This is a genomic window from Agrobacterium sp. 22094 (assembly GCF_052046015.1).
Classification (GTDB): Bacteria; Pseudomonadota; Alphaproteobacteria; order Rhizobiales; family Rhizobiaceae; genus Agrobacterium; species Agrobacterium cavarae.
Window position 1 is genome coordinate 2,083,580 of sequence record NZ_JBQEPX010000001.1, and the last position, 13,563, is coordinate 2,097,142.

12 protein-coding genes are annotated in these 13,563 nt (G+C 56.4%); 5 read left to right on the forward strand and 7 right to left on the reverse strand.

From position 1 onward, the window contains the following. Window positions 1-70 precede the first annotated feature (70 nt). From ACTJK5_RS10170 to ACTJK5_RS10185, 4 genes are all read right to left on the reverse strand, one after another. On the reverse strand, window positions 71-1,027 hold the full coding sequence (locus ACTJK5_RS10170; RefSeq protein ID WP_333631294.1) for a flagellin N-terminal helical domain-containing protein: 957 nt from the start codon (window positions 1,025-1,027) through the stop codon (window positions 71-73). A 237-nt stretch (window positions 1,028-1,264) separates the two neighbouring features. Continuing rightward, on the reverse strand, window positions 1,265-2,143 hold the full coding sequence (locus tag ACTJK5_RS10175) for a flagellin N-terminal helical domain-containing protein (protein WP_130977274.1): 879 nt from the start codon (window positions 2,141-2,143) through the stop codon (window positions 1,265-1,267). Between the two features lie 328 nt (window positions 2,144-2,471). After that, complete coding sequence (locus ACTJK5_RS10180; protein ID WP_112519932.1) at window positions 2,472-3,344, reverse strand: flagellin N-terminal helical domain-containing protein; 873 nt, start codon at window positions 3,342-3,344, stop codon at window positions 2,472-2,474. 273 nt (window positions 3,345-3,617) lie between these two features. Then, complete coding sequence (locus tag ACTJK5_RS10185) at window positions 3,618-4,487, reverse strand: flagellin N-terminal helical domain-containing protein (RefSeq protein ID WP_062438792.1); 870 nt, start codon at window positions 4,485-4,487, stop codon at window positions 3,618-3,620. Between the two features lie 347 nt (window positions 4,488-4,834). Between ACTJK5_RS10185 and ACTJK5_RS10190 the strand changes: the two genes are divergently transcribed. Further along, the gene (locus tag ACTJK5_RS10190; protein WP_113227160.1) at window positions 4,835-6,757 is read left to right on the forward strand and encodes an O-linked N-acetylglucosamine transferase, SPINDLY family protein; all 1,923 of its coding nucleotides are present in this window, start codon (window positions 4,835-4,837) and stop codon (window positions 6,755-6,757) included. Between the two features lie 200 nt (window positions 6,758-6,957). Here ACTJK5_RS10190 and ACTJK5_RS10195 read toward each other — a convergent pair whose 3' ends face one another. The 3 genes from ACTJK5_RS10195 to flgF are packed head-to-tail and all read right to left on the reverse strand — an operon-like array spanning window position 6,958 to window position 9,632. Beyond that, on the reverse strand, window positions 6,958-7,488 hold the full coding sequence (locus tag ACTJK5_RS10195) for a flagellar protein (RefSeq protein ID WP_112358790.1): 531 nt from the start codon (window positions 7,486-7,488) through the stop codon (window positions 6,958-6,960). A gap of 2 nt (window positions 7,489-7,490) precedes the next feature. Then, entirely contained in the window at window positions 7,491-8,882 is a 1,392-nt protein-coding gene (gene fliI / locus ACTJK5_RS10200) for a flagellar protein export ATPase FliI (protein ID WP_440612342.1), read from the reverse strand. 15 nt (window positions 8,883-8,897) lie between these two features. Then, window positions 8,898-9,632 carry a flagellar basal-body rod protein FlgF gene (flgF, locus tag ACTJK5_RS10205; protein WP_062425120.1) on the reverse strand — a complete coding sequence of 245 codons (735 nt, stop codon included), beginning with the start codon at window positions 9,630-9,632 and terminating at the stop codon, window positions 8,898-8,900. A gap of 281 nt (window positions 9,633-9,913) precedes the next feature. On the opposite strand from flgF, the gene motA reads away from it, so the two are divergent. The 4 genes from motA (at window position 9,914) to fliG (ending at window position 13,387) form a co-directional block, all read left to right on the forward strand. After that, window positions 9,914-10,786: a flagellar motor stator protein MotA gene (gene motA / locus ACTJK5_RS10210; protein ID WP_062425113.1), complete on the forward strand. Its 873-nt coding sequence runs from the start codon at window positions 9,914-9,916 to the stop codon at window positions 10,784-10,786. Window position 10,787: 1 nt separating this feature from the next. After that, window positions 10,788-11,744 (forward strand): FliM/FliN family flagellar motor switch protein, encoded by a 957-nt coding sequence (locus ACTJK5_RS10215; protein ID WP_062425112.1) that lies wholly within the window; start codon window positions 10,788-10,790, stop codon window positions 11,742-11,744. A 65-nt stretch (window positions 11,745-11,809) separates the two neighbouring features. Beyond that, window positions 11,810-12,313: a flagellar motor switch protein FliN gene (gene fliN, locus ACTJK5_RS10220; RefSeq protein ID WP_062438808.1), complete on the forward strand. Its 504-nt coding sequence runs from the start codon at window positions 11,810-11,812 to the stop codon at window positions 12,311-12,313. Window positions 12,314-12,340: 27 nt separating this feature from the next. Beyond that, complete coding sequence (gene fliG, locus ACTJK5_RS10225; protein ID WP_062425110.1) at window positions 12,341-13,387, forward strand: flagellar motor switch protein FliG; 1,047 nt, start codon at window positions 12,341-12,343, stop codon at window positions 13,385-13,387. Window positions 13,388-13,563 lie beyond the last annotated feature (176 nt).

Sequence of the window (13,563 nt, forward strand, 5' to 3'; positions counted from 1 at the left end):
TGCGGTCTTCGGACTGCCATCATGCCACTCGTGGGATCGCTCCCCCGAGTGCCTTCTTGTGGTCCAAACCTTAGCCTTGGAACAGACTTGCAAGGCTCTTTCGGAAGCTATTGGCCATCGAAACGACCTCGACCGCCAAATCACGCTGCGATTTATAGGCGGCAAGCTTGGTCGATTCTTCTTCCATATCCGCGTCAACAAGACGGCTGACGCTTTTGTTCAAGGAGTCGCCAAGCGCACCCACAAAGGATTGCTGCTGATCGATGCGGTTCGACATGGTCCCGAGAGAGCTGCCGAGCCCCTTCAACTTGGCGGAAAGCTCGCCAACGACGGCCACCATGTCGTCAAGTTCTTCCTTCGTCGTGCTCGACGAAATGGCAATTTCCTGACCGCCCGGTGGCGTCGCCCCGTCGGGGCTCATCAAGTAGTATTCGCGGGGCGTGCCGGAACCATTGGGGTTTAGCGTGTCAGCATCAGTCGCCTTGGTGAACAGACCACGGCTCGGGTCGCTTGAATCGATGAGAACGGTGTCGGAGGTCTTGATGCTCAGATATTGCAGGCTGACCGCACCGTCTGCTCCCTTTTTGTAAGAGAAGGGGATGGACTTGCTGTCTGGCAGTTGCGGGGTGGTGTTCAGGAGCCAGTTATCGCCGGAAAAGGATGCCGCCTGGGCGACCGACGCCAGATTTTTCTTCAGTGCTGCGATCGACCCATTGATGGTGTCGCGGTCCGTGCTTTCCTCGTAACCGGTGATCAGCTCAGTGGTAATCTTGTCCAGAATGTCGATCGCGGAGGCAACGCCTTCGTAGGTCGTGTCGACCTTTGAGGCGCCGAGGCTCAGCGCATCGCCAACGCTGCTCAGAACGTTGCCTTCAGATGTCAGGTTCTTGGCGGTGGACCAGTATCCGGCATTGTCCGCAGCCTTGCCAATCTTCAAGCCGCTACTTGTGATCTGCTGGGTCTTATCCAGATTTTCATTGCTGAACAGCAGCGTTTGAAGGGCGCTCTGCACGTAGCTAGAGGTCATGATTTTTGTCATGTCAGCAATCTCAAGGCGAGGGAAGAACATGCCATTTTTGGCGGTCGCAGCCTCATCGTCATGAAGAGGCGAAGGTCATGGGAATCAAAGCGGCCAGACAGGCGATCAAACCATGGGCAAGCTTGCGCGAAACTGGAGAAAAACCTCTTTGATCGTGACATGCCCTTAATGACGAAGGCCGCGCTTCCAGAAAACGCGGCCTTTGCCATAGATTGAAGCGAAACCTTACTGACGGAAGAGCGAGAGAAGGTTCTGCGAGCTGGAATTGGCAATCGACAGCGACTGGATGGCAAGCTGCTGTTGCGTCTGGACCGCGGAGAGTCTGGCGGATTCTTCTTCCATGTCCGCGTCGATCAGACGGCTGACACCGGCCTCGATCGCATCTGAAAGCTTGCTGGAATACTTGTCCTGAAGTTCGACGCGAATCTGAAGAGCACCGATCGCTGCCGCGGAATCGGTCATCTTGCTCAATGCCGCTTCGACAATATTCATGAAGCCATCGATATCGCCCTGCGTCGAGACGCTGGTCAGCGCGACCGACATGATAGAGCCCAGAACACCGCCGCTTCCGAGGCCGTTGGCGCCGATCGTCGAGAACAAGGCGTAGGTCCCGACATTGAAGGTCGCAACGGTAACCTTGACCGTGCCATCCGCTTCGCGAACAAATCCGTCCACGACATTGGCTTGCGTGTTTTGAGTGACCAGCCAGTTTTCGCCCGAGAAGGAGGCACCTTGAGCGATCGCCGAAAGCTGTTCCTGCAACTTGCTGATTTCGAGCTGAATCTGTCCCTTATCAGTGGATTGTTCGCTTGCTGTTACAAGCTTCGCCTTGATCTCGTTGACAGCACCGATCGCGCTTTCCATCGCCGCGTAAGCGGTGTCAACCTTGGCTGCACCGACGCCAAGTGCGTCGGCAGCGGCGTTCAAGGCCTTTTTGTCAGAATTCATCGTGGTGGAGATTGACCAATATGCAACGTTGTCACTGGCCTGAGCGACCTTGTAGCCGGAAGAAACCCGGTCCTGGGTATTGGACAGGCTGGTATTGATCGAACGCAATGTCTGCAATGCGGACATAGCGGATGTATTGGTCAAAATACTGGTCATTTGAATTGGCCCCTTTGGCAATCTCTGGAAGAAGGGACATTCCGGTCGTACCGGGAAACGCGGCAGGTAGCTTCATGCTTACCGAATGGTTGGTCCGGTGCGCTGTTTCGATGGCCGCAGAAAACCGCTTTATGGTTAACAAAGCCTTAAATTTAGGGAAGTTTTTACTTGAATGAACGCCGTGTTAACGGAGACGCCCTCCGTTAACGTTGACTAACAAATTGATAAAAAATGATATTTTTGATTTTTGTCGCGGCGAAATTTTGTTGTCGAGACAAACAAAAAAAGCCGCGCTAGAGCGCGGCTTTTATCGTTGAAGCGGAAGCGATTAGCCTCTGAAGAGCGAAAGCAGCTGCTGAGAACCGGAGTTCGCGATCGACAGCGACTGGACGGCCAGCTGCTGCTGGGTCTGAAGTGCCGAGAGACGAGCAGATTCTTCTTCCATGTCTGCATCGACCAGGCGGCTGACGCCCGACTTGATGGCGTCCGAGAGCTTGCTAGAGAAATCGTCCTGCATGTCGATGCGGGTCTTCAGTGCACCGAGAGCTGCGGCACCGTCCGTGAGGTTATCGAGGGCGGTCTGAACCGTGTTCAGGAAGGTATCGATCTGGCCCTGCGTGGTTACGCTGGTCAGTTCGATGGTCATGACTGCGTTCAGAATACCGCCGCTGCCTACGCCGCTCGCGATTGTCGAGAACATGGCGTAGCTTCCAGCCTGGAACTCGGCCGTGTTGACCTTGACCGTGCCGTCCTCTTTACGGATGAAGCCATCGACAACGGTCGCCTTGGTGTCGTTGACCATCCAGTTTTCGCCGTTGAAGGATGCAGCCTGGCCGATCGCCGTCAGCTGTTCCTGAAGCTTGTCGATTTCAAGCTGGACCTGCTTCTTGTCGACGGAGCTTTCGCTTGCCGTCGTGAGCTTTGCCTTGATTTCGTTGACGACGTCGATCGCGCTATCCATTGCAGCATAGGCGGTATCGACCTTTGCAGCGCCGACGCCGAGAGCGTCTGTCGCAGCGCCGAGCGCCTTGTTGTCGGACTTCATGGTCGTGGAAATGGACCAGTAGGCGACGTTGTCAGATGCCTGTCCTACGCGAAGGCCAGAGGAAACGCTGCTTTGGGTATCCTTCATATCCGAGTTGATCGAACGCAGAGTCTGCAATGCGGACATCGCGGAGATATTGGTCAGAATGCTGGTCATAAACTGCCCCTTTGGCAAGTATAGGGAAGGGACATTCCGGTTTCACCGGTTAAACGACGTATAGCTTCATGCTCGCTGAGCCAATCCATTAACGCTCCAGCCGTCGTTTTGATGGATTCATCTAAGGCTATTAAGGTTAACACCGATATAATATTGAATTAACAGATAGTAAAATTTGAAATTAATTGGTTAATACTTATTAACTCAGGTTAATAAAAAGAAAAGGCCAGGTCTTTCGACCTGGCCTCTTTAACATTTTCTTTACCGATTGGCTTAACGGAAGAGCGACAGAATGCTCTGCGAGCTGTTGTTGGCAATCGAGAGCGACTGCACTGCGAGCTGCTGCTGGGTCTGCAAGGACGCCAAACGAGCGGACTCTTCTTCCATGTCGGCGTCTACCAGCTTGCTGACGCCAGCCTTCATGGCATCGCTGATCTTGCTGGCGAACTTGTCCTGAAGATCGATACGCGTGGACATCGCGCCAAGGGCCGCCGCACCCTTTGTCAGTTCCTTCAGAGCGGTTTCGACGGTAGAAAGGTAGGTGTCGATCTTGCCCTGCGTCGCTGCGCTGGTCAATTCGATGGTCATGACGGCGCTGAGAATACCGCCGCTACCAACACCGCTCGCGATGGTCGAGAACATGGCATAGCTGCCAGCCTGGAACTCGGCCGTGTTGATCTTGACGGTGCCGTCTTCCTTGCGGGTAAAGCCATCGACAACGGTCGTCTTGGTCGAGGTGACCATCCAGTTTTCGCCGTTGAAGGATGCAGCCTGGCCGATAGCCGTCAGCTGTTCCTGAAGCTTTTCGATTTCGAGGTTGACCTGATCCTTGTCGACCGAGCTTTCGCTCGCTGTGACCAGCTTGGACTTGATCTCGTTGACGACGTCGATCGCGCTATCCATTGCGGCGTAAGCCGTGTCGACCTTTGCAGCGCCGACGCCGAGAGCGTCCGTCGCAGCGCCGAGCGCCTTGTTGTCGGACTTCATGGTGGTGGAGATCGACCAGTAGGCAACGTTATCCTTAGCGGACGAAACTTTCAGACCGGTAGAAACGGTGTTCTGTGTGTTCTGCAGCTTGCTGTTGACGTCGCGCAGAGTCTGGAGAGCGTTCGTCGCGCTGGAGTTGAAGTTAATGCTAGACATGATTGCCCCTTTTAACGAGATACATGAGAGGGACATGCCGGATTCCACCGGCGTAAACGGTTCGGCCTCATGCCACTCGGGTCCATTTTCTGAAGGACACCAAACCCGTCACGTGAGGATGAAAATGACCCTCAACGATTGCCAACTTCTTAATTTGAACGATCGAATCCCCCCTTCCCCGACCTATGGTTAACCCCGTGTGAAAGCCTTTCCTCAGACTGGGAAAGCCACGTGAAGGTGTCCCGTTTCGAGCAAGCTTCATCCTGTAGCGTTTGGTGAATTTTTATATCGCCGCAGATCGGCCGCGCCCCAACAAGACCTGCCGAGCAAGAGGACGCAACGTATCCATGTTAAACGAAATCAGCTATTCAGCCGCCTCCAAGCACTTCAAGACAGGGCGCTACACAGACGCGCTGAGGACGTTGAACCGGCTGATCGACATCAACCGTGATGCGCGCACCTATGCCCTGCTTGCCAAAACGCTGCTGCAACTCGGGCTGAAAGAACAGGCCGCCACGTCCTACGAACTTGCCTATCAGCAAAACGGGCTGGATGCAGAGACCTACCTGGTTGAAAGTATCAAGCTCTTCTACGAGTGCGACCAGAAGGACAGGGCACTCGCCCTTTCCAACAAGCTCATTCACCGTTTTCACAAACATCCGGATATTGCCTATATCGTCGGTTCGCTGTTGATCGAACGTGGCGAAAATCGTATCGCCCGCACGCTGAAAAGCATCCTGATGAAAAGCGAGGATATCGAGCACATCAAACTCGGTGCGCGTATCGCCATCACGACATGGGATCTTTTCGATCCAAGCGACATCGAAACGGCGCGCGTTCTGTTGTCCAAACTGCCGCGCAACAACCCGGTTCGTCTCATGTATCTGGTGTTCAGCCGTGAACACAGCAAGTTCGACAATATCGAGAAACATCAGCCGATCATCGATGCCGCTGTTGCTGCAGGCGATACGTCCTTCGTTTCGCTCGACGGCACCTTCTTCAATCTTCACTGGAGCGGCGACGAGTACATCAATCAGTTGGCGCGCTCGAACACGCCGGTCTTCACCCCCGACATAAAAGAGCGCCGTCGCGCGATGCCGCATGAATGGGGCAAGAAGATCCGCATCGGTTATCTTTCTTCGGACTTCTTCGACAAGCACGCGACGATGAAGCTGATCCGCCGGGTCTTGGAATTGCATGACCGCGATCGTTTCGAAGTCACGCTCTTCTGCCACTCCGATCCTAAGCTTCTTGGCACGAACGAGGCCGATCGCAGCCTCTGGGGCGATGTCGTCACCATCCGCGACATGACGGATGAGGAGGCACATGCGGAGATGCGGTCACGCAACATCGACATCATGGTGGACCTGAAGGGTCACACTGCCGGCAACCGCACGGCAATCCTGAACATGGGCGCCGCCCCCCTTCAGGTGGCATGGATCGGCTTCCCGGGCTCGGTCGTCAATATCGATCTGGATTATGCCGTCGGCGACCACTATGTGCTGCCGGACAGCTCGAAGCCCTTTTATCACGAGAAGTTCGTTCGCTTACCCGAGACCTATCAGCCGAACGATCCGGTCAATCGCCCCCTGGCAAAACAGGTGACGCGCGCAGAAGTCGGGCTGCCTGAAGATGCCTTCGTCTTTGCCTCTTTCAACGCCAACCGCAAGATCACGCCGCGCGTGATGGATTTGTGGTGCGATATCCTCAAAAAGGTGCCAGACAGCGTCATCTGGGTGCTGCATAACAGCCAGGTCAGCGCCGTGAACATCATGAAGAAGTTCAACGAGAACGGTATCCCCGCCAAGCGCGTCTTCCTGATGGGCAAGTTGGACTTCGAACTTCACCTCAATCGTATCACAGCCGCCGATCTCGGTCTCGATACCTTCCCGGTAAATGGCCATACGACGACCTCGGAACAGCTCTGGTCGGGCCTGCCTGTGCTTACTGTCAAGGGCACGAACTTCGCTTCGCGCGTCAGCGAAAGTCTGTTGAATGCCATCGGCACTCCGGAACTCGTGGCTGAGGACGAAGAGGACTATGTGAACCAGGCGGTGTTCTATGCCCAGAATCCCGATCGCCTCAAAGAAGTCCGCGAGCGGGTCGCGACAAATCGCTTCGTCACGCCGCTCTTCGATGCGGAGCGCTTCTGCCGTCACCTTGAGAGCGCGTATGAGATGATGGTCGAGCGCGCCAAGCAGGGGGCTGAGCCGGATCATTTCGATGTTCCCGCGCTTCCAAAGCGCGACGGCCCCTTCCTCGAACGATAACGCCGAACACGAAAAAGGCCGCCTCGAAGAAGCGGCCTTTTTTCATGTGATCTTAAAAGACCCGTCTTCTCTCATGCGAATAGGCTGCCGGTGTTAACGGCGCTCCATCTTCTGCAGATTGACGAATTGTACTTTCCGGCAATCGGGCTATTTGCGCTCCGATGTGGTCGGACGATCTTTGTCGTCCGTCGCCTCCGACGTTATTCGGAGTAAAGCTCGCCGGCAGACGTCACGATCTTCCATCGTCCGTCCACTTTGGTCATTGAGAGAAGCTTGCTCTCATCTGGCAGGACCGAGCCAATCTGCACCAGGAACATGCCTGACTTGTCCTCGATCAGCGCCCGTCCGTTCGAGACATGCAAGAGCTTGAAGTTCACGCCACCCGGGAAGGGCTGCTGCACCGCTGAACTGTCTGAAATGATATCCTTGTCGATGGCGGGAACCGTCGCGGTTATGACGTTATCAACGATCGCATCCTTCGGCTCGATGGCGGCGGAGTCGTCGCCATGGGGAATGACCGCCTCCCCGCCGCCGCCGCCGCGTTGTGGGACGTTCATCAACGCTTCCCAACCCCGGCCGCTCATGCCGAATTTCTCCGGGTTGAGGAAAACGTACCATGGGAGAGCCGCTGCCGCTGCCGCAACGGCAATAAGCCCGCCCGTCAGAACCCGATCGAATTGTCTGGCGGCATCGGCCGCGGTGGTGGTCTTGTCGCGCTTTTTGAACTTCATGATCAGGGTCCTCGCCGCTGTGCAGCCGCCTGGTTGTTAACGGGCGCATTTCTCAGCGCGTTTGCCAGTTCTGCGTAGGCGTCGATCACCGTCGGATCGCCCGGAGACTGCTTGAGAACTTCATAGACAAAGGGCACCTGCTTGACCGCCATATCGAGTTCGGCATCGACGCCAGGCCGATATCCGCCGATGAGGCGCAGATCCTTTGTTTCCTCGAAATTGTGAATGAGCGATTTCAGCCGCGAGACCAGCTTCTGCTGATCGGGCGTCCAGGCCTTGTGGGAAAGACGCGAGATGGATGCCAGCGGATTGATCGGCGGATAACGCCCCTCATCGGCGAGCGAGCGATCAAGCACGATGTGACCGTCGAGAATGCCGCGTGTGGAGTCCGCAATCGGATCGTTGTGATTGTCGCCGTCCACCAGGATTGAGATGATGGCGGTAACCGTTCCTGTCCCCTCCTCGCCCGGCCCTGCCCGTTCCAGAAGCTTTGGAAGTTCGGTGAAGACAGAAGCCGGATATCCACGCGCGATCGGCGGCTCGCCGGCAGCGATCGCCACCTCGCGGATGGCATGGGCAAAACGGGTGATGCTGTCGGCGATGAAGAGGACATTCTCGCCCTTGTCGCGAAAATGCTCGGCAATGGTCATCGCGACGAGCGGCGCCGTCTTTCGCAGCATGGGGCTCTCATCGCTGGTGGCGACGACGGCTATCGACTTCCTCATATTGTCGCCGAGCGTGTCTTCAATGAATTCGCGAACTTCACGACCGCGTTCGCCGACCAGTGCGATGACTACCTTGTCGAAGGCATCCGCCTTGGCGAGCATGGAGAGCAAGGTGGATTTACCCACGCCCGATCCGGCAAAGACACCGAGACGCTGGCCCAAACACAGCGGAGTGAAAATATCGATCGCCTTCACCCCGGTCCGGAAGCCGGAAATGACGCGGCTTCGGCTCATGGATGGTGGGGGCAAGGCCATGACGGAGCGCTTGCGCGCACCTTTCATCAAGGGGCCCTTACCATCGATCGGTTTGCACAGCGAATTGATGGTGCGACCGCACCAGCTATCGTCGGGCTGAACACGAAATTCGCCCTCTCGCAGCACGACGTCGTTGACGCCGATCGGCTCGCCAGGTTCGATGGGGCAGACATAGATGAGGTCCGGCTCGACGCGCACCACCTCACCCAGATGCAGGCCCGTCGCGCTTTTGTGTACGACAAACTCGCCAAGTCGCACATGTTCCGAAAGCCCGTTGACCGTGTAGTGCCCGGCAGCGATGGTGCGCACTCGCCCACCATGCGAAACGGGCGCGCCAGAGGCCAGTTGAGCGGCCGCGATCTGCGCGAGGGCATCCAGTTTGTGAAACGGCGAAGGCTGCGGTTGGCTATCCATTGGGGTTCATGCCGATTACTGACCGCCGCCCAGCGTCCGCAGCGCCTGGGACAGGTTTTCCTCGGTCGATTTCATCATCGACGAAATGCCCTCAAAGGCCCGATTGACCTGAATAAGCTGCGTCATCTGCGAGACGCCGTTGATGTTGGAGGATTCCAGGAAGCCCTGCACGACGCCGGCGCGATCTGCATCCACGACTGGCTGTGGCGCCTGAGAGAAGATCACGCCGCTGTTTTCATAGCGAACGAAACCCTTTTTCGCATCAGCGGTGAACAAGCCGATCTGGCCCATCGTCCTACCATTCTGGGTAATACGACCGTCCGAGCCGACCGTTGGCTCGCCTGCAGCCAGATTGAGCTGGATCGGCGCACCGCCTGGATCGAGGACCGGATATCCCTTGGTCGAAATCAGTTCGCCCGTCGTCGACATGGAGAAGCGGCCATCACGTGTGAGGACCTGACCGGACGGTGTATTGATGGCGAACCATGCATCGCCCTTGACGGCAAAATCGAAGGGGTTTCCTGTCCGCTCGACTTCGCCGTTGACGGTCGACAGATAGTCGTTGCCCTGCGTCACGAAGGCGATATTGGCACGCAAATCGTTCTTCGTCTCCGCCATGACCTGGTTGAACTTCACCTCGGTGCCACGAAAGCCGACCGTATTCATATTGGCGATGTTATCCGCGATGGTCGTCAGGCGGCGTTCCAAGGCGATCTGGGACGAAATACCAACATAGATACCAGATTGCATGTCGTTCTCCTGTTCGGACTTCCAGCCAAGGACGTGCGGCCAAACTCGGCGCATCATGGCTTCAAGACCTAGAGGGGTTTGCTTGCGCGAAACTTTTGGGTTCGGCTCTGCGACCGGCCTGCAAAGAATGAGCAGTGCTGATGATGCCAGAGCGCCACAACATGACGCGATGGCGTTTCAGACAATGTGGTCCCTGCGGCGAAACACCTCAAAGCCAGCCTCGCGCAAGGCCTGATGCCTAACCATTCAGGAGGAAAATTGGCTGCAGGTGTGAGCGTCAGATGAATATCGTTATTGGACTGGTTATTACTTTCGGCTGTATTCTCGGCGGCTTCATGGCCATGGGCGGCCATCTGGACGTCCTCGTTCAGCCGTTCGAGCTCGTGATCATCGGCGGTGCGGGTCTCGGCGGCTTCATCATGTCCAACCCGATGAAGGTGGTGAAGGATTCGGGCAAGGCGCTTGGCGAGGCCTTTAAATTCGCGGTGCCGAAGGAACGTCACTATCTGGACGTGCTCGGCGTCCTCTACGGGCTGATGCGCGATCTCCGCACGAAGTCGCGCAACGAGATCGAAGCCCACATCGACAATCCGGAAGAATCCTCCATTTTCCAGACGGCTCCGTCGGTTCTCAAGAACAAGGAACTGACAGCCTTCATCTGCGACTACGTTCGCCTGATCATCATCGGCAACGCCCGCAGCCATGAGATCGAAGCGCTGATGGACGAGGAAATCGAAACGATCCTCTACGATAAGCTGAAGCCGTACAACGCGATCACCGCGATGGGTGACTCCTTTCCGGCCATCGGTATCGTCGCGGCCGTTCTCGGTGTTATCAAGGCGATGGGTAAGATCAACGAGCCGCCTGCGGTTCTCGGTGGCCTGATCGGTGCCGCGCTCGTGGGCACCATGCTCGGGATTCTGCTTTCCTATTCGATCTGTAACCCTCTCGCTTCTCAGGTGAAAATCGTCCGCTCGAAGCAGCACAGACTGTATGTCATCGTGAAGCAGACCCTGATCGCCTATATGAACGGCTCGGTTCCGCAGGTCGCGCTGGAATATGGACGAAAGACGATTTCCGGTTACGAGCGTCCATCCATCGACGCGGTCGAGCAGGAAATGATGAACCCTGGCGGCGACCAGAAGGCGGCTTGATATGGCGATTGCTGCGGACCACAGCTCTTCCTTGGGAATGGAACCCTCCTTGCTCGCCAAGCTCACCGGTGGGCTTGGTGACAGCAAGACGGTCACCAAGATCGGCAACGAGATTGGCCAAGTCTATGGCACATTCCTTCCCGATGTTTTTCACAGCCAGACCGGCATCACCATCGAGGTGGATTATGAGGCTTGCGAATCCGGCCTCATGACCGATCTCATTGCGAAGCTCGGCAAGGATTATGCTGTCGCGGATTGTTCGCTTCGCAACTGGTGCAACAACTTCATGCTGGGTGTCGGCAACGCTTTCGTCATGGCTTTGATGGAGCGCATGCTGGGGGCTGCTCCCGATACGATCATGGAACCGGAAGTCCGCGCGCTGTCGGCGATCGAGCTCGATCTTGCAGCTCTGATCCTCGACCGAATCGCTGGCGTGCTGCGCTCTGCGGTCAACGCGCCCGGTGGCTTCGAAGTGACGATCGAGCCACCCTTCAATGCAACCGGAAAGAGCACCTATGAGGAGGCCATGTTCGGCCAATTCGGCATGCTGATCCGGTCGACGATCACAATCGGCAAGGTGACCTCTGAATTTGCGCTGATTATTCCTCAGCGCACCCTTCTCAAGACGAAGATCGTCACGCCGAAGCCTTCGGCCGGAGCCTTGAAGAAGCAAGAAGAGTGGATGGAGATGATTTCCGAGCAGGTCAAGCGTTCCCAGGTGACGCTTGAGGCGAAAATCAGACTGCAGACACTGACACTGAAGACGATATCACGACTCGTGGAAGGAGACGTAATTCCTTTCCGGGACGCGAAGCAGGATGATATCTGCGTCGAAGTAAGCGCAAACGGAGCAAAAATGTACAATTGCGAGTTTGGGCGAGCCGGGGACCGCTACACGGTTCGGGTCAAGAACAACGTCTCTACGGATGACGAAATCCTAAGACACCTGATGGGTTGAGATCGCTCAATACTACCTTAGGTTTTAGGCAGGCTGACGCAAGTTTCAAAAGGAATAATTATCGCATGGCTACGAAAAAGACCCCTGTAACCGACGACGACCTGATGCCTTCGCTCGATGACACGGGCGAACTGGATCAAGCTATCGGTGGGCTGCGCGACGTCTTGAAAAGCGACGCGGATGGTTCGCTCTCCAGCTTCGGCGATTTCGGCGACTTTGATGGCGCCGCTGCAAGCCCGCTGGGCGATGACCTCGACGCGTTTGGCTTTGACGCGGGCGCAACCGCTTCCGCAGCGCCGCTTGGCAGCGGACTGGCGGATAATCTGGACCTGATCATGGACATCCCGATCGATGTCCAGATCGTTTTGGGAACCAGCCGCATGCTGGTATCAGGTCTGATGGGCCTGGAAGAGGGAGCAACAATTGCGCTCGATCGACGAATCGGCGAACCTGTTGAGATCATGGTGAACGGTCGTTGCATTGCACGCGGCGAGATTACCGTTCTGGAAGACGACGATACACGTTTCGGTGTGAAGCTGATCGAAGTGCTGAGTACTAAGAAGACCTGATCCCTGTGGGGACGGAGAGGAAAGACCATGATGGACTTTGAGGATTTCGGTAACCCGGTCTTAGGGAAACCGTTGTCTCAGGCTGAAAAGGCTGCCGCCGTGCTCCTGGCAATGGGCAAGGGCGTGGCTGGAAAACTGTTGAAGTTTTTCACCCAGGCCGAGCTTCAGACCATCATCAATTCCGCTCAGACTCTCCGTGTCATCCCTCCGGACGAACTTGCCCAGATCGTTGCCGAGTTCGAGGACCTCTTCACCGAGGGAACCGGTCTCATGGACAATGCCAAGGCGATCGAAGCCATCCTTGAAGAAGGGCTCACGCCAGACGAAGTGGACGGCCTTCTTGGCCGTCGTGCGGCGTTCCAGGCATTCGAGACATCCATCTGGGATCAGCTGCAGGATTCCGATCCGCAGTTCATCGGCAAGTATGTGATGCGCGAGCATCCGCAGACGATCGCCTATATCCTTTCGATGCTGCCCTCCTCCTTCGGTGCCAAGGTTCTGCTGACCATTCCTGACGAACAGCGTGCGGACATCATGAACCGTACGGTGAACATGAAGGAAGTCAGCCCGACTGCCGCGCAGATCATCGAAAAGCGCGTCTTGGCGCTGATCGCCGAAGTCGAGGCAGAACGCAACGCAACCGGCTCCATCAAGGTCGCAGACCTTATGAACGAACTGGAAAAACCCCAGGTCGATACGCTTCTCAGCTCGCTCGAAACCCTCAGCCGGGAATCGGCGAACAAGGTCAAGCCGAAGATCTTCCTCTTCGAAGATCTCATGTACATGCCGCAGCGCAGCCGTGTTACGCTCCTCAGCGATATTACCAGCGATGTCCTCACCATGGCGCTGCGCGGCGCCACGACGGAAATCAAGGAATGTGTGCTGTCGAGCATCAGCCCACGCCAGCGCCGCATGATCGAGTCCGACCTTTCTGCCGGCGGTCCGAACATCAACACCCGCGAAGTTGCAGTGGCACGCCGCACCGTGGCGCAGGAAGCCATTCGCATGGCCAATTCCGGTCAGATCGTCCTCAAGGAAGCCGCTCCAGCCGAGGGTGAGCCAGCGGCGGCATAAGCTTCGCAGTTGATAACACTTGCTGCAGGACGCTGCCGTCTTGCAGGTCGCCTCCCAAAACTGTACCTTCTTTCGTAGACCTGCCAGGACAAGGCGGGTTTTTTCAGTTTGGGCGTCCCGCGATCTTTGTGTCGCGTCTGACGTTCAAGTCTTTGTCTTAACGCATTCCGTTATCG